Genomic DNA, 21,449 nt, shown 5'->3' with positions numbered 1-21,449 from the left:
CTTTCAACTTTCACCAAACCATCGCAACGCGGTTTCAGTGAACCCTCGATAGTGAGTGTGACCGTCGCCGACCCAGGCGACGAAGCCGTCGGGTCGTATAAGACCTGCCTCCAAGCCCAGTTGCTCTTTGGCCTCGCTTGCAATGTAGGTGATCTGCCGAGCAAAAGGCTGCATGAGGTCGTGTAGCGGTGATAGTTTTTTAAAATCCAACAGTATGCCTTTGCCCAATTTGAGATGCTCGCCCAGCTTTGACCCGTCAGCAAGTTCGAAATCGGGTGCACTGCGGCCGACCAGCGGATGGGTTCCGCCGAGATAGTAGCTAAGAGCGGGCCCCCATAAGCAATTCTAACTCCGGATTCGAGGCTTTCTTGGGCTAAACGCCACAGTTGGAAAAGCAAAACTGTTTGAACTTCGTCGTTGCATGATATTTTTACGCCTGATTTTTAGCTGATCAATATCTGAAATATCCATCCATCGTTGGATGACAGGGTTGATTGATCGTTTAGCATTTATCCCGAGAGCGTCCGGTTCTTATGGTTTCTTTATTTTTTTGATCCGAAAACCCAATCGAATTCCTATGTTGATCGGGCGTAAAACCGAAACCGTGAACAGTGTAGCGGTTTCGATGCAGCCAGATATTCTCAACATTACCGACCTTCGCCAACGGCTCCAAAACGGTTCGAGGGTGCGTGAAGAGCACGTATGGTGTCTGGCAAAACAGACGTTCCCTCAGTTGTGTTCGGCAACTAACGCAGAAGTAAAGCGCTTTGAAACGCTTCTGCAAGCCAATGCACTTCTCGATGCATTGTTTTTTGCAGTGTTGACGCTGCGTCCTTCCATCTCCCTCGAGGCCATACGCAGGACATGTCACGGTTGGATGTGCTCGGCATCGTTAGCCGTAGACGGAGCCTCCTCGCGCAAGGCAGTGGGTCGGCATGCAGACATGGAAGGCGCCTTGTTCATCGCCCTTCTCACCATCCTGAAATACCAGCGGCAGGGCAATATGAAGACAGTTCTAAAAACCGGCGAGGATGACTGAGATGCAGGAACACTCGCACGCAAAGCATCGTTTTTCGGGAACAATGACAGCTCTCATTACGCCGTTCCTTGGTGCGGGCATTGACTATGCTGCATTCGATCATTTGGTTGAATGGCAGATCGAGCAGGGAATTGATGGCCTCGTCCTGAACACCCTGATCGCCGAAGGGCCCACTCTTAAGACTGAAGAGCGCCGCAGTTTGATCAGCCGTTGCGTTCATCTGAGCAGGGGTCGCATTCCGGTCATCGTAGCGACCGGCACCAACAGCACAGCCTCGACATGTGAGAGAACCGTCGAGGCCGAACACCTCGGTGCCGATGCGGTGCTTATCGTCCAGCCCTATTACAATCGGCCAAGTCAAAAAGGCATCATTCACCATTTCGAGGAGGTTGCGAAGCGGGTTCAGCTGCCGATTTTCCTTCATAACGATCCGCGCCACGCTGGTGTCGAAATCAATCCTTGCACGTTGAACAGACTTTTGCAGATCCAGAACGTGGTCGGTGTTGTTGAAGACACCTGCACCATGGCGCGCACTGCCAAGTTTGGAGACATGGTCGCAGACGACGTCATCTATTTGTGCGGCGATGACTTCGCTGGTGAGGACGTGATTGCAGCATCCCACGGATCGATATCTGCTTTGGCCAATCTATGCCCTGCGACCGTTTCATCGATGCAGCGGGCAATAAGGGTAGGTGATGAGCAACATGTCTTTCAACAGCTGCTTTCGCTGGCAAGCGCGATGTCACTTGAAGATCCCTCGGCATCGTTAAAACATGGGTTGTCTCATTTGCGCGGAATCGATGATTCAGTCCGACTGCCAATGACAAACATTAGCGATGAGACAGCCCACGCCATCATGCGGGCACTGAAGCTTCTGCGACCCGCCCACCCGTATCGTCCTCCATCACCTTTGATTTTGGAGGCAAGAACGGCGCGCATTTCACAAGCTTATGATGGTCCATCCTGAAAGCTTGGGACACCGCGTTATCGGAAGTCTCATTCGACGCTGATCAATGGGTTGAGGTTGCGCCCCTTTTTTCAAGGAGTTCTCGCAGATGCACGGACGTTTAGGATTATATTACCGACTGCAGTCGGAACTGCGGCTAAGGGTTACTTCAGACCAGGCTGGAGAACACAAAACTCCGCTTGAACGCGGACAGGCCGTGACAGAGCTGACGATGTTTGTACGCCTTGTCGCCGTCGTCGGCGGACTGATACTCGCGGTGTCGCTCATCATGGGCAGCATCCAATAACCGAAAACATGGCTTCGCGACACCAAGATAAGACGCAAATTTTGCTCCAAGGAAGAGACAATGCAAGAGAAACTCGAACCCGACCCTGCAGCAGGAAATCGCTTTACGATCGGGCGTAACAGGAAAGGCTGCTGGCTTGTGTGTGACACGCTCGGGCTGGTCGGTGGCATATTCGTTGACAAAGCGTCTGCCATTCGCTTCGCAAGAACCGAAACCGGCGACCGTTCGGGTCATTTTTGCTGGAGACGTGGGAAGCAAAGCCTGGAGGTCCGGGATGTTTTCAATGTCGGCTCAACACGGCGTCATTCGGCATGAACACAGTTTCGGAGTCAAAATCGATGTTCCAACATCATTAGGCTGAGTCTCAGCGACAGACGTTCATAAGAGGTGCGTTCGAGTTGCTTTTTCTCGCCGTCATCACATGCAGCGCGATCATCCTCACATTCGCTCCCACGATTTTTCTTGGCTACTCCTGACACAGATGGCGTAAATCATTATGAAAGTGAAAGATATCTACGCCTACCAACTCGATGGCGTCGAAATAGAATGGAAAAACCTCACACGTTGTGACGATTACCGTGGCAAACTTGCGAACATCTATGCCCTTGAGCAGGACGGAGGGCAGCGAAAAATCCGGCTCGCTAAACTCCTCAAGTTCGAAGAGTTTTACGGCGCTTCAATCGAAGCCGGGCGGAACATTGGCTCACGGGGAAATTTTCTTGTCGAGCCGCATCTTGGTTTCCTTCCGACGGGTCTTTGTATGTCGGTCTATCTGATTTGGCAGGACGACGATCATGGCAGCATGTATGTCGTCTCGTCTGTCGAGATGCCGCATCTGGAAAACTAGAGACTCATAGCCATCCAGATTTTCTGAACTGGTAATATAAGACGCCGCAGAGAGAAAAGATGACTGCCAGGACGACATAGTAACCGTACTGCGTTTCAAGTTCGGGCATATGCTGGAAGTTCATCCCATAGATCCCGGCGATGGCGGTGGGGACGGCGAGGATCGCAGCCCATGCTGCCAGCTGTCTCGTGATCGTGCCCTGACGCTGCATTTCAAGCAGATTGCTGGCCTCGAAAACGGACGTCACCACCTCGCGCAGGCCTGACACCATTCCCTCGACCCGTCTGACGTGGTCGTGGACATCGCGAAAGTACGGTCGTGCATTGTCGTCGATGCACGGCAATTCAAGATGCGTCATCCTGCCGATCATTTCTGACATCGGCCCCAGAACGCGCTGAAAAAGGATCACTTGTCGGCGCATCCGGAAAAGACGTCTGATCTGGTCGCGTTCGAGAAAGGAGATCAACATATGCTTCTCCATTTCGAGAACCCGGTCTTCCAGCTTCTCGACCATGGGCAGATAGCCATCGACCACGAAATCGAGAATACCGTGAAGCACGTAGTCTGGGCCGTGTTCGAGAAGCCGCGGTGACTGTTCAAGTTGCTCCCTCAACTCCTTGTGCCCACGTGCCGAACCGTGTCTGACCGTGACCACATGGTTTGGACCCACGAAAACATAGGTCTCGCCATAAGCGATCTTGTCACGCTCGAGATGTGCAGTCTTTGCAACGACGAAAAGCCGGTCGCCGTAAACCTCGACTTTCGGGACCTGGCCGCCCTTCAAGGCATCCTCGACGGCCAGCGGATGCAGTCCGAACATAACCTTCAGGCTCGCCATCTCCTGCGTGGTAGGTTCTGTCAGGCCGATCCAGGCGAATGCGTTGCCGTCCGTTTCAAAAGGCTGATCGTTTATTGGTACGTCCTCTGCCCGTTTGCCCGCACGGTACACATATGAGGCGACAACTGTCATCTTGTTCCCTTCAAGAACAGGTTTAAGGCCTTCAGCCAAATAATGTCGTGGGGATACGGCCCTGTTGCGGTTGCTGGACAGTATCTCGCAGTCCGGTCCCGTTGTCTTTACGTCAAACTAAGGCGGATTGAGAGCCGGCATCGCTAAAAAATCGAGACATGAAATCCGCCAATCTTGTCTCCTTTTTTAGATGGATATGCCAAGTGTGCCGCACAAGCATGCCATTGACGGCGAATGCTGCAGCGCACATATAAAAGCGGTCGATTTTTTTTCATAGTGAACAACCGATACCGATCTAACGCTCGCAAACGCGCGCAGGGCGCAGAAACTGAGAGTATGACGTCACAAGCAGCTTTGTTGCTGGTCAACCCGAATTCCCGCAGAGGAAAAGACAGTCTGCCCGAGGTGCGCCGGTTACTGGAGCACGCTGGAGTCCGTTTTACCGAGCTGCCGACCGATTATGCGGGTACGACATCTCAGGCGATTGAAGAGCATATCGGCTTGGTCGATCGTGTCATCGTCGGCGGCGGTGATGGCAGCCTGAACGGGGCGGCAAGCGGACTTTTGAAAGCGAGGCTTCCCTTGGGTATTCTGCCACTTGGAACGGCAAATGATTTTGCCCGCACCATCGGCCTACCGCTGGTTCTTGCCCAGGCTGTGGACGTCATCGCCAAAGGCAACACGGCCCAGATAGACCTCGGCGAAGCGAACGGGCATCCATTCTTCAACGTAGCAAGTGTCGGTTTCAGTGCCGATCTGGCAATGTCGCTGACCGAAAAGGCCAAGAAGCGTTGGGGCAAGCTGGGCTACGGAATCGTCGCTGCCCGGTTGCTCGCCAGTTCACGACTGTTCACCGCAACGCTCGAGCACGACGGTCAGACCGAAGAACTGCGAACCTTGCAGGTGGCTGTCGGCAATGGGCGCTTTTATGGTGGTGGCATGACCGTGCATTCAGATGCCACGGCCACGGATGGCATGCTGGATTTCTACAGTCTCGAGGTCGACCATTGGTGGAGGCTGTTGGCTCTGCTACCAAGTTTGCGCAAGGGTACGCACGGCGGCTGGAACGGTGTCCGGTCGTTCTCGACCAAACATCTGACTATTCGCACCAGCAAGCCGCGCGCGGTCAATCTCGACGGCGAGTTAAAGACGAACACACCGGTGACGTTTCATATCAGGGAAAAGGCGATCTCGGTCTTCGTTCCCTGACGGACGCGAATTCATATTCATTCATTTCAAAATACAAAGGCTGCATTTTTCATGGCAACAGGTCTCATAGCGCTTCTCGATGATGTCGCGGCAATCGCAAAGCTGGCTGCTGCGTCACTCGATGACGTTGCGGCGCAAACGGTCAAGGCCACTGGTAAAGCAGCAGGCGTCGTGATTGATGATGCTGCCGTCACGCCGCGATATGTGGTGGGCCTCAGTCCCGCCCGTGAACTCCCCATCATCGCCCGCATTGCATTGGGCTCGTTAAAGAACAAACTTGTGTTTCTTCTGCCGACCGCGCTTCTGCTCGGTTTTTTTGCGCCGTGGGCCATTACACCGCTGCTTATGGTCGGTGGCGTTTATCTCTGCTACGAAGGGGCCGAAAAGCTCTATGCGGTTTTCTTTCCGCATGCTGCGCACGGTCACGAAAAGCAGGTTCTGGGTGAAGAGCTTGATCCGGTCGCTCTTGAAAACCAGAAGGTCAGCGGAGCTGTTCGCACCGATTTTATCCTCTCAGCGGAAATCATGGCGCTGACGCTGGCCGATGTTTCGCAGTCCAGTGTCTATATGCAGGGCTTTGTACTCGCGGCTGTCGGTATTTTGATCACGCTCGCTGTTTATGGTTTCGTTGCGCTCATCGTGAAGGCAGATGACGTCGGTATCGCAATGGCAAAGACCTCGTCGTCGCTCCTACAGATCATCGGTCGCGGTCTCGTCTGTGGCATGCCGATCTTCCTCAAAGTGCTGGCAGCCGTCGGCACCGCAGCGATGCTCTGGGTCGGAGGCAGCATTCTGGTTCACGGGTTTGCCCAACTCGGTTACGCTGGTCCAGAACACCTCATCCATGATGTTTCTGCGGCCATCGTTTCCACCATCTCTTTCGCTCCAACTGTCGTCGGTTGGCTCGCGACGTCTGTCCAGCAGGCTGTGCTCGCCATCATCATTGGTGCGGTTGCCGTGGCTGCCATGGGAACTGTGATCGCGCCAATGTGGAGAAAAATGCGCAGTCGCGAACATAATTGAAGAATCGATTTTGAGAGCAACACTGTAAACGGTGTGACGGTAGCACGTTGACGGTTACCGGCGATTTGATTGCGGCAACGTTTTGGTGTGAAGCGGACTATGCGCCCGTAGAAGCCTGATGATAAACCACAACACCTTGCCGAGCTGCAGTTCCGAAATCCAGACACTGGAAATACTCTGGAGGAACACCGGGAAATGTAAGAGTAGCATCGACCTTGAAACCAAATCGAGAATACTAGCCGGGATCGCCCAAAACGACGCAGCCGGCGGCACCAAGAGATTGTATTTGGTCCAGTCCAGCTTCTACGAGCCTAACACCAACGCCTTGCCGCTGTCGCTCAGGTCGCATTGCAACTGGCCCGAGGCCATACCATTTGACTTCTGTGCCAGCGATTTCGACTGGAGAGAAGGCGATATGGCCAACAATCTCACCATCGTGTTCTGCCATCAGGGAAACTGTCAAAGCAGCTCCGTCCCTCTGATCCATCGCTATGTGGCGCTCCGTCGAACACGGCGGTGATCAGCGCTCGAATTTCCTGAACGTCCTGGGGATTTTCTGGTCGGATGATCATGAGATTCGTTTAGCAAACGAGCGCCGGATGGCCAAGACGAAACCTCTTAGGCGAGTGTAACTTGGGAAAGGTTACTTCTCGGGATAGTTCCAAGGCAGTAGCTCATCGATTTGGCTCTGCTTGTGGCCGTTGACGATTGCTGTGAGAATGGCGGTCAGATAGGCTAACGGATCGACAGCATTGAGCCTACAGGTCTCAATGAGCGATGCGATGGTCGCCGAATAGACCAAGCTCGTGTCCGGGCTAGAAAATTCGTGCTACAGGAGAAAAATGTAAGTACGGCGTCTCCGGTTCGGATTCCTTCAAGAGCGCGAGGGGGCCGTTGCAGCCCTGACAAGCCATTCGGCCATTCCGCTTTAGTCGTTTTTCCTGGCATCGAGATGAACCTGTCCCCAGTCGCCAAGAGCTTTCATCACATGGGCCAGTGTCTTGCCGTGCTCCGTCAGGGCGTATTCGACGCGTGGCGGCACCTCCGCAAAGACGGTCCGCACCAAGATGTGCTCATTCTCCAAATCCCGCAGGGTTACCGTCAGCATATGCTGGCTGACACCGGGTATGGCGCGCCGCAGCTCGTTGAAGCGACATGGGCGACGCAATAGCTGCCATAGTGTCAGTACCTTCCATTTTCCACCGAAAATTGAAAGCGTCGCGAAAATCTCGGGTGGTGGACGCGCAAGCACCAAAGACTTGGGGCACACCGAGGCATTGGTCATCTTTTCCATCCTATGGCAGAATATCCATCCTACTTGTGAGATTCATCACGCCTGGTCAATATGCTAGCGGTGCTGACAGATAGGTGAAGACATGTCATTTGCGGCAGTTGCAAAAAGCAAATTCTTTAGAGGTTTGAAAATACTGCTTTCATTGCTCGCACTGGGGGCAGGAGTGGCAGAGCTTTGGGGACCGTCCGTCTTCGTTGCCGAGTTCGAGCTGATCGGCTTCGGACAGTGGTTCCGGTACTTTACCGGGGTGACCTTGATTGTCGGGTCCATGCTTCTTTTCTGGGAAAAGACGGCCGGGTTAGGCGCCGCGTTGTTGTGCGCAGTCTGTATCGGCGCATTTTTCGCGCACTTCTTTGTCCTTCACGGGGACCTCATCCATACGGTGATCCCAGCTTTAATCCTGGGCGCTATAGCATGGCGTCACCGCGATCAGATGTACGCGCTCTTATAAGCCCGCCATCGCGCCCGCCCGAAATTACAATCGATTCAAAAGGATCACACTGAATGCATAAGCCGATGCCATACTTGTACAAGATTTTTATCGTCGCTGCGGCGTTGACTGCGACAGCTGGATTTTCGGCCCCTTCGATTGCTGGTTCGCTAGAAGAGGCGAACACGAAAGTCGTTCTCGACTTCTACAACAGGGCGTTCAAATACCACGAACCCAAAAAGGCTGCCGATCTGCATATCGGCGACGTTTACATCCAGCACAATCCGCGTGTGCCAAATGGTGCTGCGCCATTTTACGGATTCTTCGGAAAGTTCTTCAAAGAAAATCCTAACGCCTCCAGCGACGTCAAGAGGGTCATCGCGGAAGGCGATTTGGTGGTGCTCCACTCGCATTCAAAAGCAAATGCTGAGGACTCTGGCCGGGCAATCGTCGATATCTTTCGCGTCGAAAACGGTAAGATTGTTGAGCACTGGGACGTTATGCAAGCCGTTCCAACTGAGCCCTCGCCAAATGGCAATACTATGTTCGAAGGCAGTAATGCGAAATAGCAGTACTTGAGGCCAAGGTCCGAGCAGGCGGGCAACTTGGCGGATCAACAGAGCCCGTTGATCCGCTATCTGGCGCTGTGATCACGGTGTCGGGGATGGCCCGTTCGGAGTGCGCCGTAACATGATCTCCCGCTGAGGTTGATCGATCCGGCAGATTAGCTGTTTTCCAACCGTGCCTGCTCCCGAAGCCGCCAGACGCGGGGTGGTTCGCCAGCCCGGCTGACGAAGAAGCGGGAGAAATAGGCCGGATCGGCAAAGCCCAGATGAGCTGCGATCTCGCTGACGGGCGCCGTTGAAAACAGCAGTTGCGCCTTTGCCTGCTCCATCAGTTTTTCCGCAATCAGGTCGTGCGCCGTGCATCCCAGTGCCGAGTGAACGATGCGATTGAGATGGGTGAGCGACACGTCCAACGCTTCCGCATAGAAGGCGACCGGCTTATGGGCGCGGAAATGCTCTTGAATCAGTGCGCGAAGCGCGTCGATGCGACGTCGCTTGTCTGCGGCGAATGGCGGGCTTGCATCCTGCGAGGATGAAATCCGTGTCAGCAGTTGTAATGTCGAAGAGATGTAGGCGGCCATAAGGTTGCCGCGACCTGGGCGACGATTGTTGAACTCATCCTCAAGCCGCGTCAGTGTTTGCGCTACATAGGCCCCGTCGGCCTGACCGATGTCGAGCCGCGTGACCTGCGGTACCAAAAGCAGTCCGCCGCGTTCGACATGCCCGTGGCCGAGATGTGTATTGAGAATCGTCAGAACGAAACCCTTCACATCGCGCGAGAAGCGAAATCCGTGATTGAAACCGGCTGGTACGCTGACGACGGAGGACGGAGGAATCGGTACAATCCGATCGTCGAGGACCGCGTCGCCGGATCCACTTTCGAGGTGCAATATCTGAAAGAAGGAGTCATGTCGGTGAAGCCGGATTTCCCATGCATGACGGCTGCTCCGAGACTCAATCGTTTCGCAATGCACCCAGAAATCAGGCTCTTTGCGCGAATTCTCGCCGTACAGCATATATGTGGGAACGGACTGTATCACATTTTTCTCCAATCTTAATGTTCAGATTGTGCAAGCTTCCGGCTGAAATGTCCATTGCGGACACGGTCGAAGCTCATCACACTTGCAACATCAACTGCGATCGGGAGGAAAGCATTGAGAACTCAGGTTGCTATCATCGGTTCAGGCCCATCCGGACTTCTGCTCGGTCAGCTTCTGAGTGAGGCAGGCATCGATAACGTCATTCTCGATCGTGTGTCGAAAGAGTATATTCTCGGCCGTGTGCGCGCTGGCGTGCTGGAAGAAGGCACGGTCGAACTTCTCGACAAGGCAAAAGCCGGTGCTCGGATGCATGCGGAAGGGCTTCCGCATGACGGTTTTTCGCTCGCATTCGATGGCCGCGACCACCGGATCGACCTAGCGAAACTCACGGGCGGCAAGCGCGTTATGGTATACGGCCAGACCGAGGTTACCCGCGACCTGATGGAATGTCGCGAAGCTGAAGGGGCGGTGACTATCTATGAAGCCTCCAACGTCCAACTGCACGGTTTCGACACGGCGTCGCCGTTCGTAAGCTACGAAAAGGACGGCACGACCCACCGGCTGAATTGTGACTTCATTGCCGGATGCGATGGCTTCCACGGTCCAAGCCGTAAGGCGGTGCCACCGGACGCAATCAAGATATTCGAAAAGATCTATCCCTTCGGGTGGCTGGGTGTTCTGGCCGATGTCGCGCCGGTCAGCCATGAACTGGTCTATGCAAACCATCCGCGGGGATTCGCGCTCTGTTCCATGCGCTCCGAGACCCGCAGCCGCTATTATCTCCAGTGTCCCTTGGACGAAAAGATCGAGGATTGGAGCGACGATCGGTTCTGGGATGAATTGAGGCGCCGCCTGCCGGTCCATCACGCGCAAGCACTGCTGACCGCTCCATCCTTCGAAAAATCGATTGCACCACTGCGATCCTTCGTTGCTGAACCAATGCGGTTTGGTACTCTGTTTCTTGTGGGAGATGCGGCCCATATCGTGCCCCCTACCGGCGCGAAGGGCCTCAACCTTGCCGCCAGCGACGTGCACTATCTCTTCAATGGCTTGAGAGAGCATTTCAGCGATCATTCGGATGCCGGACTTGATGCCTATTCGGAAAAAGCTCTTGCCAGGGTCTGGAAGGCCGTGCGGTTTTCATGGTGGATGACCACCATGATGCATCGTTTTCCAGGTACGGGCGACTTCGACCAAAAAATCCAGGAAGCCGAACTCGATTATCTCACGCATTCGGGGGCAGCATCCACAGCTCTCGCCGAAAATTATGTGGGTCTGCCGTACTGACCGACTGTCGATATGGGGTGCAGACCAGAGATATGCGTTAAAAATGCAGTTTGAAACGGTGCAGAGCCAGGGAGGTGCGCACCACAAAGGGAGGACTAGATCATGAGGAAAATGATTATCGCGGCGATTGCGGCCGCGGCACTCAGCGGCACGGCTTATGCAGAGGTTATCAAGATTGGCGTGGTAGGGCCGTTCTCAGGTCCGTTTGCCTTGCAGGGAAAGAACTTCAAGGCCGGGATCGATGCCTATCTGGCGATCAATGGCAACAAGATCGGCGATGACACGGTCGAGATCATTTATCGCGACGTGCCGCAGGCAGATCCGGCACAGTCCAAGGCACTCGGCCAGGAATTGGTCGTCAAGGAAAAGGTGCAGTACCTGGCCGGGTTCTACTTCACCCCCGATGCCATGGCCGTGACGCCGATCCTGAAGCAGGCGAAGGTGCCGATGATCATTATGAACGCCGCGACATCAGCGATCATGAAGACCAGCCCGCTGGTGGTTCGCACGTCGTTTACCACCTGGCAGACTTCGACCCCGATTGCGACGGTGGCTTTTGAGGCCGGCGTCAAGAAGATGATCTCCGTGGTGAGCGATTACGGTCCGGGCGTCGACGCGGAAAATGCCTTCAAAGCGGGCTTCGTGAAGGCTGGCGGCGAGGTCGTACAGTCCATCCGCATGCCGCTCACCACCAACGATTTCAGCCCGATCATGCAGCGCATCAAGGATTCTGGCGCAGACGGCGTCTTCGCCTTCCTTCCATCCGGGCCGACCACGCTCGGCTTCGTCAAGGCCTATAACGACAACGGCCTGAAAACCGCTGGCGTGAAGTTCTTCGCGCCCGGTGACTTGACGCAGGAATCCGATCTGCCGGCGCTGGGTGATGCGGCACTCGGAATCCAGACCACGTTCCACTACGCGGTTTCGCATGACTCGCCGGAAAACAAGGCATTCGTCGAAGCTGCCACCAAGGCGATCGGCAACAGGGCGGAGCTTTCCTTCCCGGCAGTCGGCGCGTTCGATGGTATGCATGTCATTTACAAGATGATCGAAGCGACCGGCGGCAAGCAAGACGCGGAAAAGGCTGTCGAAGCCGTCAAGGGATTATCTTGGACCAGCCCGCGCGGGCCTGTATCGATCGATCCGGAAAGCCGGCACATCACCCAGAACATTTACCTTCGCGAAGTCGTGAAGGCTGACGACGGCACGTATATGAACAAGGAAATCCGCACCTTCGAAAAGCAGGGCGATCCAGGCCTTGCAGCCGTGAAGTAAGCCTCAAGAAAATCTCGAAGCATCGGTGGGTCCATGACCCGCCGATTTGAGCAGGAATAATTCATGCAGACAGTCTTCAGCATAGCCATTGATGCCCTTGCCTATGGTATGGTGCTGTTCGTCATTTCCATCGGCCTTTCGGTGACGATGGGATTGATGCGCGTCGTCAATCTGGCACATGGCGCCTTCGCCATGATCGGCGGTTACATCGCGTCGTATGTGGCGCGCGATCTCGGTCTCGGATATTCCGTTGCAGTGATAGCGGCTGTCGTGCTTACGATCATCATCGCCATCCCGATCGAGCGGTTTCTCTATCGCCGCATCTATGGTGCCCCCGAATTGACGCAGGTTCTGATGACGATTGGCATCACCTTTTGTGTCATCGGCATTGCCAACTATGTCATGGGACCGACGCTGAAGACCATCCCGTTGGCTGGCCCGCTGCAAGGTGCCGCCGACCTCGGCTTCCGCAGCATTTCGGTCCACCGTCTCTTTGCCATCGTCTGCGGCCTCGTCGTGGCGCTCGGTCTTTGGTTTGCAATCGAAAGGACCAATTTCGGTGTCAAGGTCCGGGCGTCTGTGGATGACGCCGCTATGGCCGCCGCACTTGGTGTCCGCACCGAGATCATTTACGCCATGAGCTTCGCCATTGCGGTGGGTCTCGCAGCATTCGGCGGGGTCGTCGGTGCGGAGCTTCTGCCGGTCGAGCCCTATTATGCGCTTCGCTACATGGTTACGTTCCTCGTCGTCGTCTCCGTAGGCGGCGCAGGATCCATTCCGGGCGCCCTCGCGGCCTGTCTGCTGTTGGGTGCGATCGACACCACCGGGCGCTACCTGATGCCGGAATTCGGCGAGTTCTTCTTCTACCTCGCAGTGATCGCGATCATCTGCGTGTTTCCGCGCGGCCTTGCCGGAAGAGCGAAATGATGAAGGAGACTGTTGCAATGACCTCCAACGTGAACAACGACATCTCCCTAGGCGCCAAAACGCGCAGCGCTCTGGTCCGCGACCTGATCGGCATCACCGTGATCGTGGTTGCGGCCGTAATCGGCTATCTGCTGTTCCCGGACAATCTGGCGCTGCTGACGCGCATCCTCGCGATCGCTCTTCTCGTGCTGGCGCTCGATCTCGTTACCGGATATTGCGGCGTAGCGACACTTGGCCATGCCGCGCTGTTTGGATCGGGTGCTTATGCCGCCGGTATCCTTTCAGCCCATTACGGTATCAATGATCCGTTACTGATGACATTGGCCGGTCTCGTCGGCGGTGCCGTTTCCGGTCTGCTTTGCGGTGCGATCATGCTCCGCGCCCATGGATTGCCGCAACTCGTCCTGTCGATCGCGCTCATCCACCTGTTTCACGAGCTTGCCAACAAGATGTCGTCCTGGACCGGGGGTAGTGACGGACTTGCGGGCATCGCACCCGACCCTGTTTTCGGCATGTTCGAGTTCGACCTCTACGGTCAGACGGGCTATGTTTTCGGTGTGGTCCTTCTGTTGATCGTATTTGTTTTTCTGAGGATACTCGTTCGCTCGCCTTTCGGTATGCTTAGCCGCGGTGTTCGCCAGGATACGCTGCGAATACGCGCGATGGGCGCGTCTCCTAGCTCCGTACTGATCAGAATGTACGTAATTTCAGGTGCTGTCGCCGGGCTCGGTGGCGCATTGAACGCCATTTCGACGCAGGTCGTTGCGCTCGATACGCTATCCTTCACGCAGTCAGCGGAGGCGCTGGTCATGCTGGTGCTCGGCGGGACCGGGTCGCTGTTCGGCGCCTTGACTGGGACGCTGATCTTCATGCTGTTTGAGGACTACGTTTCGGCCGCTAATCCCTTTCACTGGCTGACGATGGTCGGCGCTTTGCTCATCGCCGTCGTCCTGTTCGCGCCGAAGGGGCTTTACGGAACTGCCGCCGATTACGTTTCGCGTCGCAGGGAGGCGAAGCCATGAGCGCGGTTTTCGAGGTCAACAATCTTAAAAAGACGTTTGGTGGCCTGACGGTCACCGACAACGTTTCGCTTTCCATGATGCCGGGCGACCGTGTTGCCCTGATCGGACCGAATGGCGCGGGTAAGACCACCTTCGTCAATCTCGTCACTGGCAATCTTCAGCCGAACTCCGGAGACGTTCGACTGAATGGTGAGACCGTTACGAACATTGGCGCGTCGGGCCGCGTCGGGCGTGGTCTCGTGCGCTCCTTTCAGGTCACCCGGCTTTTCCAGGACATGACGCCTGCCGAACATGTGGCGCTTGCAGTGCTGCAGCGTGACGGCCACGCTACCCGCTTGTTCGGCAATTTTCTGACGATGCCCGATGTCATGGCTGAAGTCTCGGCACTGCTCGGAAAGCTCGGTCTCGCCGATCTTGCGCACCGCCGGGTCAGCGAGATTGCATACGGACAGCAGCGCCTGCTGGAACTTGCCATGGCACTGGCGTTAAAACCGAAAGTCCTGCTTCTCGACGAACCGGCCGCCGGCGTGCCGCAAAGTGACAGCGGCCGTATCGAACATGCCCTTGCGGACTTGCCCGCAGATCTCGCGGTGCTAATGATCGAGCACGACATGGATCTGGTCTTCAGGTTTGCAAAACGGGTCATCGTTCTGGCGGCGGGAGCCGTCATCTTTGATGGCCTGCCAGCCGATGTCACCAAGGATGCCCGCGTGCGGGAAGCGTATCTAGGGAGCTATGCCGATGCCAGCCACGTCGCTTGAGGTCGAGAACCTCTCCGCCGGATACGGCCAGACGAAGGTGCTGGAAAACGTTTCCTTCTTGGTACCTGCTGGCCAGCGCTTTGCCGTGCTTGGCCGAAACGGTATGGGCAAAACGACCTTGCTCGCCACACTCGCCGGCCAGACCAAACGCTACGACGGACGCATCCGACTTGGCGGCACGGACATCACGACGTCACCAAGCGCTTCGAGAGCTCATGCGGGCCTCGGTTATGTACCGCAGGCGCGTTGCGTGTTTCCGACGCTCACTGTCGAGGAAAACCTGTTCGTTGGCCTGAAAGGACGGCCGAAATCCGCGTTGGAAGAGGCTTACCAGTTGTTTCCGCGCCTCAAGGAGCGGCGTCGCAATCTTGGCAACCAGTTGTCGGGAGGCGAACAACAAATGTTGTCCACCGCGCGCTCCATCCTTGGACGCCCGTCAGTTTTGCTGCTCGATGAACCGCTGGAAGGGCTTGCCCCGGTGATCTGCGAGGAACTGATGCTTGCCTTCACCGATCTAACGAAGACGGGCGACATGACGATCCTTCTGGTCGAGCAGCGTATTCAGAGCGCGCTAGATTTCGCCGAGCAGGTCATCATTCTCGAACGGGGTAAGCTGGCCTGGAGTGGAACGCCAAAGGCGCTCGCCGCCGACCATAGCACAGTGGAGCGCCTTCTTGGCGTCGGTGGCCTTTTAAGCGAGGAGGTTTAGCGGTCCAGCCTATCATGCTCTTGGACAACCAGCAGGTTCGAAACCGTTCATCAAGCATATAACAACATTGCGAAGAGCGCCTTATTTGCGTTGACGACGGCAAGATAGTGCCGTCATTCGTAAATTGTCTGTCTAGACCCATCATGGGAACGGCTGATAATACGATGATGTTCGCATATGATCAGCCCCTAGCGGCTCAGTGTGAACAGTTCGAAACGCCGCGCCAAAAGTGGCGACATGGGGGACGTGCCACGCAGGATAGCGCTGGCAATCACCTCGCCGTCGCCGAGCTTCAGCAATTCGCTGACCGGGCGGTCAAGCACAATGGATTGATCAGTGACCGTGACTTCCGACGTGTAGTTGTTAATTTCGACGGCGTCCTCGAGCGACGACTGCTCCTTGGTTCGACTTGGTACCAGCCAATGGAAGAACAGCAAAAACGTAATGCCGACCACCGCCAGCGTCAGCCCGACCGGGGTGAAGTCGAACATTCGAAATGAAGTGCCGGTTATCTCTTCACGCAGGCGGGAAACGACAATGTTAGGCGATGTACCGATCTGCGTCATCAGCCCGCCGAGCAAGGCCGCAAACGCCATCGGCATCAGGTACTTCGAGGGCGATACTCCAGAACGCCGCGAAAACTGTAACGCGACCGGCATCATGATCGCCAATGCGCCGATGTTCTTGATGAAGGCCGAAAGCACCGCGACAACTATCATCAGTAGCGCCAGTTGAGCCTGCAGAGAGTCGAGCTTGGGGAAGAACTTTTTAATGGCGATATCGACGATGCCGGAACGCGCCACCCCGGCACTGACGACCAGGGCGCTGCCAACGATGATGACTATGTCATCGGAAAACCCGGAAAAGGCTTGCTTCGCCGGAACGGCGCCTATTGCCACTGCCCCCACGAGAGCGCAGCAGGCTACTACGTCATATCGGAACCGGTCCCAGATGAAGACTGTCATCATCACCGCGATGACGTAGAATGCAAGGATTTGCTCGTGGGACACGAATTACCGTTGATATGGAGAATGGATCGGGTCTTGGGGCGTGCCTCGTAACTCCGGGAGCTTGCCGAAGTTCCGCCACAGCTTGCGGCGAACTGAAACTGGGCTGCTGCCAGAAGGCGATCACAACATAAGCTTTCGGCAGCTATTGGCCCAAAACGGACATCATAAGGCTAGCTGGTTTTCACGCATGTTTCCCCGTCTTTGCAAAAATAGCGATGCCATAGGAAAACAACAACAATGCTAAGACAGACCACGAGAGCCACTCGATGCGTGCATGGTCGAGCAACAGTCCTCCAACGAGGCCACCGCCCGCGATAGCTAAATTCCAGGCTGTTACGATCATAGACTGTGCGACGTCTGATGCCTGTCCTGAGGTGTTCGCGGCTGCCGTCTGGAACAAGGTGGCAGCACCTCCGAATGCCAGTCCCCACAATCCAATCGCCAGCCAGAACGGCTCCTGTACGTCGCCCCATATGCCGAGCATGAATGCTCCCACCGCAAAAAGCACGATGCTTGCCAGGATAAGCTCTCGCAGCCATCGAGTGATTAGGTACCCGACAATGCCGATCCCCGCTATCGCCGTCACCCCGAACACGAACAGGACAATGTCGAGTTTCTGGCCCAAACCTGCTGGAACCACAAGCGGGGCGATGTAGGTGTAGAGGATGTTGTGCGCTAGCACGAAAAGCAGGGTCACCATCAGAACCGACTTGATACCGCTGATCGCAAGCGTGCCCAGTACGGAAGCGCTGCTCTGGATCGCGGTGCCTGAATAATTGGGCATCTTCGCCCATGCCCAACCAATTAAAATGACGGTCAGCGTGGTCATAATCGCGAATGTACTACGCCAACCCACGGCCGACCCTATTAAGGTCCCGGCGGGAATACCTAATGACAACGCCAGCGGCGTACCGACCATGGCAACCGCGATGGCACGTCCTTTCAGCTGATCCGGGACCATGCGTGCTGCATATCCGGCGATCATCGCCCAAAGCAGGCCCGCACAAACGCCTGCGATAAAGCGTGCCACGAGCATAACGCCGTAGCTCCCCGTGATTGCTGTCACTGTGTTGACCACCGCAAAGCCCGCGATGGCGCAAAGGAGAAGCGGTTTGCGGGGAAAATGCTGGGTAGCAGCCGTCAGTGGAATGGCCGCCATCAGCGAACCGACCGCATAGACGGTAACAAGTTGGCCGACAGAGGATGGGCTGACAGCAAGGTCCGCGCTCATCTGTGGTAGAAGCCCCGCTGGCAGAGCCTCTGTCAAAATGGTGATGAAGCCTGCCATGGCAAGAGCGAGCAACGCAGCCATCGGCAATCGACGGTCGTCCGGCTTCGTGCTTGCCGTGCGTTTGTCTGGGATCGCATGGGACATGGTAGTCAGCCCACCTGTCCGAGTTTTGGCAAAACCAGATCGCCAACACTGTATGTGTGGAATTCGCTGGTGGAGACCGTGTCGAGTTTGCGAAATTTTTCGACGAACGCAGGGTCGGAAAAGAACTCGTTAACGTTGCCAGCGCCTTGGATCGCTTCGATGTTTACCACAGTCAGCCCGTCCGTGCTCTTTGCCAGATTGCTCCAGAGAAACCCCGCCTTCCTTTCAGCCACATAGTGGACCACCTCCTGAATAATCTGAAATGCCTCGTCCTGTTTGCCTGGATGGGCATGGATGACGTTGACGATGAACGTGGTTGGCTCCGGTGAGATGGCAAAACCGACGGGCGACTTCTTATCCATTGCATATTCCTTTCATAAAATATCGGCGTTGGTCGCCGCGTCACACTGGATATCGGTTGTGGGATAGGCGATAAATGGTCGTGTATTCCGTTAAGTATGGAATAATATTCTTCAATAAGGATTCCTATGGATAAGCTCGGGACGCTCGGTATGTTCGTTCAAACGGCGGAAAGCGGCAGCTTTGTTTCAGCCTCTCAACGACTGGGTCTTTCCAGCTCTGCGGTTGGCAAGGCAATCGCGCGGCTTGAGCAGGAGATGGGTGTACGGCTTTTCCACCGCTCGACGCGCAGCATGACCTTGACGGAAGAGGGGAGTTTCTTTCTCGATACCTGTCGGCGCATCCTGTCCGAACTGGATGCAGCACAGGCGCAACTCTCCAGCTCCCGCAGCAAGCCTCGCGGCCTTTTACGTGTCAGTTTTCCGCTGACAGGAATGCTTCTGATGCCAGCGATATCGGCTTTCATGAAAGCCTATCCCGAAATCAATCTGGACCTGGATTTTACAGATCGCCTGGTCGATGTGATCGAAGAGGGCTTCGATGCCGTCGTCCGCACGGGAGAGATACGTGACACGCGCCTCATGAGTAGAAAGCTCGGCTCATTCCGGCACAGGATCGTTGCCTCTCCCGATTACCTGGAGAGGGAGGGAACGCCGGAGACCCCCGAAAATCTATTGCAACATAGGTGTCTGCATCACCGCTACGCCAACTCGGGTAAACTTGAGCCATGGCCGTTGGCGAGACACAGAAAAGAGCTGCGCCTGACATTGCCGACCACGACAGTGGCGAGCACGCTCGAACCGCTTATTCATCTGGCGGAGAATGGTTTTGGGATCACCTGTCTTCCGCAATTCGCGGTCGCTCAACAGATCGCGGAGAGCAAACTGGTGCCTATGTTAGATGGCTTCACGACAGAGGTTGGTGTCTTCCGAGTCCTCTGGCCCACCAGTCGCTATCTCTCGCCAAAAATTCGGGTATTCGTGGACTTTATGGCAGAAAACCTGTTCGTGGTTGAAAGCGCCGGATAGGAGTTTGGGACGCGCTCTGGTACACGGCCTGCCGAGATGCTTGTCTGGAGTTGGCCCTAACCGGACATTCCTACCAGAAATTCCGAAGCCAGTTTGCGCCTTCATACCGGTCCTATACGCCGTCGTTTGCCGTTCCTGAAAATCGTCATCATTTTTGGCAGAGTTTCCTCGCTTTTGCGCCGGAAGCAGACGCTGCGGCTTCGAAATGAAGCACTCTGGCGACTACGACAGGTCGTGGAGGTCCTTGCCCAAAGCCCGCCCCAATTGCCACTCACTAAATCTTACTTCCAAGCCTGCACGTTCGGGAGTGCAGCACATTGGCCCAACTAGATAATGATCCGCTTTTGGAAATGGGCAGAGGCGGACCAGTGGCCAAGTCTGCCCATCGTCTGAAGCTTGTATTCTTAGAACGCCGCTCTGGACGGTCACCCTTATCCAAAAATCTGATGGGTCGCCGTCATATCGCCCCGTTGCCCAGTCGGAGGTTTCATCCGTCAGCACACTGCCGAGCAAGCCATATCCGTCCGAGAACTCGATCCCGGTCTTGACCCACCGTCTTTCGTCGACCCTGACCATAAGGCCAGCCTGGTCGTAAAGATGTTCAAAATGTGCCTGGACTCGAAGCTGGGCGGTAAAGTCGCAATCGGCCCGGAATGCGTAGAAGTGGCCGCTGTCGCGCACAAAGTCATAATGTGTCTCTCGCCAAAAATCCGTGTTGGCGTCAGTCGTTACGGAAAGTCCGGTATCCGAAGCATTTGCTTTTATGGGCTCATTGAGCCACCGTCCATTTTTAAGACTCTGCACGGGCGTCTCCCAACTAGCGGACTTACTCAGCCGCATCTCGCGTAAATGGTAATTCCTAGAGAGCGCAAGTGCTGCCAACAGGCAAGGTCTGGCAGGCGTCTTTCGCTTGGCGCCTCCATTGCGGACATCCAGGCCGCTCCGGAAAATCAGAGAAACGGACAAACCGTTCTCCGCCCCAAGTCCGACAGTGCGCCGATTGAAGAAATGTCCGGTCTTGGCGCTAAGCTGCCCTGAAAAATTAAGACAGAAAGAACCACTGAACTGAGGGTCGACGGTTCGATTCTTAGCAAGGCGATGCATCGGTTGGATGCACCGGTTCCAAGCATGAAGTCTCGCCCTCAGGCGCTTCATATGTCTTATGCCGATTTGACACTAACGAAATCCAGCCCGATATCGAGCGTTGGTGCGCTGTGGGTTATCCAGCCGATCGAGAGGAGATCGACCCCGGACGCCGCAACTGCCGCTGCTGTCGTTGGCGTGATACCTCCGGAGGCTTCGGTGATTGCTCGACCGGCAACGATACGGACGGCTTCGCGCAGTTGGTCTGGTGTCATATTGTCGAGCAGGACAGCATCGACGCCGACGTCCATTGCCTCGCGGAGCTGATCGAGCGTATCCACCTCCACCTCGATCTTCACCATATGACCGACGCCGGCCTTCGCGCGCCTGATGGCCTTCGCTACGCCGCCGGCGATGGCGACGTGATTATCCTTGATCAGCACCGCATCATGGAGCGCGAAGCGGTGGTTCATGCCGCCACCGGCGCGCACGGCGTATTTTTCCAATGCCCTCAGGCCCGGCGTGGTTTTGCGGGTACAGACGACCGAGGCGCTGGTCCCCTGGACCGCGGCGACGATGCCCGCCGTGACGCTGGCGATGCCGGACAAATGGCCGAGGAAATTGAGCGCGGTACGCTCGGCGGTCAGGAGCCCGCGCGAAGAACCTTCAATCGTAGCAATCGTGTCGCCGGGGTTCACCGCGGCGCCGTCTTCCAGATGCCGGGTCATGACGATCTTGGGATCGATCAGTTCGAATGCGAGTTGCGCTGCGTCGAGGCCAGCGACGACGCCTTGCTTGCGGGCCGCCATGATCACGGTGGAGCGGTGGCCGACGGGAATGATCGCAGTCGAGGTGACGTCTCCGGCAAGGCCTAGATCTTCGAGAAGTGCGGCGCGTACAACCGGTTCGATCATCAGGCGAGGTAAGGAAAACAGGGCCAT

23 protein-coding genes and 3 pseudogenes are annotated in these 21,449 nt (G+C 55.9%); 14 read left to right on the top strand and 12 right to left on the bottom strand.

The window, feature by feature from the left end:
- Positions 1–3: 3 nt before the first annotated feature.
- On the bottom strand, positions 4–294 hold the full coding sequence (locus RMR16_RS17110; protein ID WP_413786055.1) for a hypothetical protein: 291 nt from the start codon (positions 292–294) through the stop codon (positions 4–6).
- 196 nt (positions 295–490) lie between these two features.
- Between RMR16_RS17110 and RMR16_RS17105 the strand changes: the two genes are divergently transcribed.
- Both RMR16_RS17105 and RMR16_RS17100 read left to right on the top strand, forming a co-directional pair.
- Positions 491–1,039, top strand: coding sequence for a hypothetical protein (locus tag RMR16_RS17105; protein WP_320202072.1), 549 nt, complete (start codon positions 491–493; stop codon positions 1,037–1,039).
- Positions 1,040–1,082: 43 nt separating this feature from the next.
- The gene (locus RMR16_RS17100) at positions 1,083–2,006 is read left to right on the top strand and encodes a dihydrodipicolinate synthase family protein (protein WP_320202071.1); all 924 of its coding nucleotides are present in this window, start codon (positions 1,083–1,085) and stop codon (positions 2,004–2,006) included.
- A 148-nt stretch (positions 2,007–2,154) separates the two neighbouring features.
- Here the strand turns inward: RMR16_RS17100 and RMR16_RS17095 are convergent, their stop codons facing one another.
- The gene (locus RMR16_RS17095) at positions 2,155–2,526 is read right to left on the bottom strand and encodes a hypothetical protein (RefSeq protein WP_320202070.1); all 372 of its coding nucleotides are present in this window, start codon (positions 2,524–2,526) and stop codon (positions 2,155–2,157) included.
- Positions 2,527–2,788: 262 nt separating this feature from the next.
- Here RMR16_RS17095 and RMR16_RS17090 point away from each other — a divergent pair, with 262 nt between their 5' ends.
- Positions 2,789–3,139: a hypothetical protein gene (locus tag RMR16_RS17090; protein ID WP_320202069.1), complete on the top strand. Its 351-nt coding sequence runs from the start codon at positions 2,789–2,791 to the stop codon at positions 3,137–3,139.
- A gap of 4 nt (positions 3,140–3,143) precedes the next feature.
- On the opposite strand, the gene corA is transcribed toward RMR16_RS17090, so the two are convergent.
- On the bottom strand, positions 3,144–4,109 hold the full coding sequence (gene corA / locus RMR16_RS17085; RefSeq protein ID WP_320202068.1) for a magnesium/cobalt transporter CorA: 966 nt from the start codon (positions 4,107–4,109) through the stop codon (positions 3,144–3,146).
- A 336-nt stretch (positions 4,110–4,445) separates the two neighbouring features.
- Here corA and RMR16_RS17080 point away from each other — a divergent pair, with 336 nt between their 5' ends.
- Both RMR16_RS17080 and RMR16_RS17075 read left to right on the top strand, forming a co-directional pair.
- On the top strand, positions 4,446–5,318 hold the full coding sequence (locus RMR16_RS17080; RefSeq protein WP_320202067.1) for a lipid kinase: 873 nt from the start codon (positions 4,446–4,448) through the stop codon (positions 5,316–5,318).
- A 51-nt stretch (positions 5,319–5,369) separates the two neighbouring features.
- On the top strand, positions 5,370–6,341 hold the full coding sequence (locus RMR16_RS17075; protein ID WP_320202066.1) for a DUF808 domain-containing protein: 972 nt from the start codon (positions 5,370–5,372) through the stop codon (positions 6,339–6,341).
- 97 nt (positions 6,342–6,438) lie between these two features.
- Here the strand turns inward: RMR16_RS17075 and RMR16_RS17070 are convergent.
- From RMR16_RS17070 to RMR16_RS17060, 3 genes and pseudogenes are all read right to left on the bottom strand, one after another.
- A pseudogene (locus tag RMR16_RS17070) lies at positions 6,439–6,913 on the bottom strand (GNAT family N-acetyltransferase).
- A 71-nt stretch (positions 6,914–6,984) separates the two neighbouring features.
- A pseudogene (locus RMR16_RS17065) lies at positions 6,985–7,134 on the bottom strand (transposase domain-containing protein); the annotation flags it as partial.
- Between the two features lie 135 nt (positions 7,135–7,269).
- Complete coding sequence (locus tag RMR16_RS17060; protein WP_320202065.1) at positions 7,270–7,626, bottom strand: winged helix-turn-helix transcriptional regulator; 357 nt, start codon at positions 7,624–7,626, stop codon at positions 7,270–7,272.
- A gap of 91 nt (positions 7,627–7,717) precedes the next feature.
- Here RMR16_RS17060 and RMR16_RS17055 point away from each other — a divergent pair, with 91 nt between their 5' ends.
- Together RMR16_RS17055 and RMR16_RS17050 are read left to right on the top strand one after the other, a co-directional pair.
- Positions 7,718–8,086: a DoxX family protein gene (locus RMR16_RS17055; protein ID WP_320202064.1), complete on the top strand. Its 369-nt coding sequence runs from the start codon at positions 7,718–7,720 to the stop codon at positions 8,084–8,086.
- Between the two features lie 53 nt (positions 8,087–8,139).
- Positions 8,140–8,634, top strand: a complete 495-nt coding sequence (locus RMR16_RS17050) for a nuclear transport factor 2 family protein (protein ID WP_320202063.1) — start codon at positions 8,140–8,142, stop codon at positions 8,632–8,634.
- Positions 8,635–8,789: 155 nt separating this feature from the next.
- Here the strand turns inward: RMR16_RS17050 and RMR16_RS17045 are convergent, their stop codons facing one another.
- Complete coding sequence (locus RMR16_RS17045) at positions 8,790–9,671, bottom strand: helix-turn-helix domain-containing protein (RefSeq protein WP_320202062.1); 882 nt, start codon at positions 9,669–9,671, stop codon at positions 8,790–8,792.
- Positions 9,672–9,785: 114 nt separating this feature from the next.
- Between RMR16_RS17045 and pobA the strand changes: the two genes are divergently transcribed.
- From pobA to RMR16_RS17015, 6 genes are all read left to right on the top strand, one after another.
- Positions 9,786–10,958 carry a 4-hydroxybenzoate 3-monooxygenase gene (gene pobA / locus RMR16_RS17040; protein WP_320202061.1) on the top strand — a complete coding sequence of 391 codons (1,173 nt, stop codon included), beginning with the start codon at positions 9,786–9,788 and terminating at the stop codon, positions 10,956–10,958.
- 102 nt (positions 10,959–11,060) lie between these two features.
- On the top strand, positions 11,061–12,233 hold the full coding sequence (locus tag RMR16_RS17035; protein ID WP_320202060.1) for an ABC transporter substrate-binding protein: 1,173 nt from the start codon (positions 11,061–11,063) through the stop codon (positions 12,231–12,233).
- 63 nt (positions 12,234–12,296) lie between these two features.
- Entirely contained in the window at positions 12,297–13,160 is an 864-nt protein-coding gene (locus tag RMR16_RS17030; protein ID WP_067652946.1) for a branched-chain amino acid ABC transporter permease, read from the top strand.
- A 17-nt stretch (positions 13,161–13,177) separates the two neighbouring features.
- The gene (locus RMR16_RS17025) at positions 13,178–14,182 is read left to right on the top strand and encodes a branched-chain amino acid ABC transporter permease (protein ID WP_320202059.1); all 1,005 of its coding nucleotides are present in this window, start codon (positions 13,178–13,180) and stop codon (positions 14,180–14,182) included.
- Entirely contained in the window at positions 14,179–14,943 is a 765-nt protein-coding gene (locus tag RMR16_RS17020; RefSeq protein ID WP_320202058.1) for an ABC transporter ATP-binding protein, read from the top strand. The genes RMR16_RS17025 and RMR16_RS17020 overlap by 4 nt, the downstream gene beginning before the upstream one ends.
- Positions 14,924–15,652 carry an ABC transporter ATP-binding protein gene (locus RMR16_RS17015; RefSeq protein ID WP_320202057.1) on the top strand — a complete coding sequence of 243 codons (729 nt, stop codon included), beginning with the start codon at positions 14,924–14,926 and terminating at the stop codon, positions 15,650–15,652. The genes RMR16_RS17020 and RMR16_RS17015 overlap by 20 nt, the downstream gene beginning before the upstream one ends.
- 230 nt (positions 15,653–15,882) lie before the next feature.
- Here RMR16_RS17015 and RMR16_RS17010 read toward each other — a convergent pair.
- From RMR16_RS17010 to RMR16_RS17000, 3 genes and pseudogenes are all read right to left on the bottom strand, one after another.
- Positions 15,883–16,662 (bottom strand): annotated as a pseudogene (locus RMR16_RS17010) (SLC13 family permease); the annotation flags it as partial.
- A gap of 181 nt (positions 16,663–16,843) precedes the next feature.
- Complete coding sequence (locus RMR16_RS17005; protein WP_320202056.1) at positions 16,844–18,037, bottom strand: MFS transporter; 1,194 nt, start codon at positions 18,035–18,037, stop codon at positions 16,844–16,846.
- Between the two features lie 5 nt (positions 18,038–18,042).
- Positions 18,043–18,399 carry an antibiotic biosynthesis monooxygenase gene (locus tag RMR16_RS17000; protein ID WP_320202055.1) on the bottom strand — a complete coding sequence of 119 codons (357 nt, stop codon included), beginning with the start codon at positions 18,397–18,399 and terminating at the stop codon, positions 18,043–18,045.
- 126 nt (positions 18,400–18,525) lie between these two features.
- Between RMR16_RS17000 and RMR16_RS16995 the strand changes: the two genes are divergently transcribed.
- Entirely contained in the window at positions 18,526–19,425 is a 900-nt protein-coding gene (locus tag RMR16_RS16995) for a LysR family transcriptional regulator (RefSeq protein WP_320202054.1), read from the top strand.
- 222 nt (positions 19,426–19,647) lie between these two features.
- On the opposite strand, the gene RMR16_RS16990 is transcribed toward RMR16_RS16995, so the two are convergent.
- Entirely contained in the window at positions 19,648–20,265 is a 618-nt protein-coding gene (locus tag RMR16_RS16990; protein WP_432355358.1) for a DUF1349 domain-containing protein, read from the bottom strand.
- Positions 20,266–20,585: 320 nt separating this feature from the next.
- On the bottom strand, positions 20,586–21,449 hold the full coding sequence (nadC, locus tag RMR16_RS16985; RefSeq protein WP_320199845.1) for a carboxylating nicotinate-nucleotide diphosphorylase: 864 nt from the start codon (positions 21,447–21,449) through the stop codon (positions 20,586–20,588).

This window comes from Agrobacterium sp. rho-13.3 (genome assembly GCF_033957765.2).
Taxonomy (GTDB): domain Bacteria; phylum Pseudomonadota; class Alphaproteobacteria; order Rhizobiales; family Rhizobiaceae; genus Agrobacterium.
This window is presented reverse-complemented; position numbering and strand designations above follow the sequence as displayed.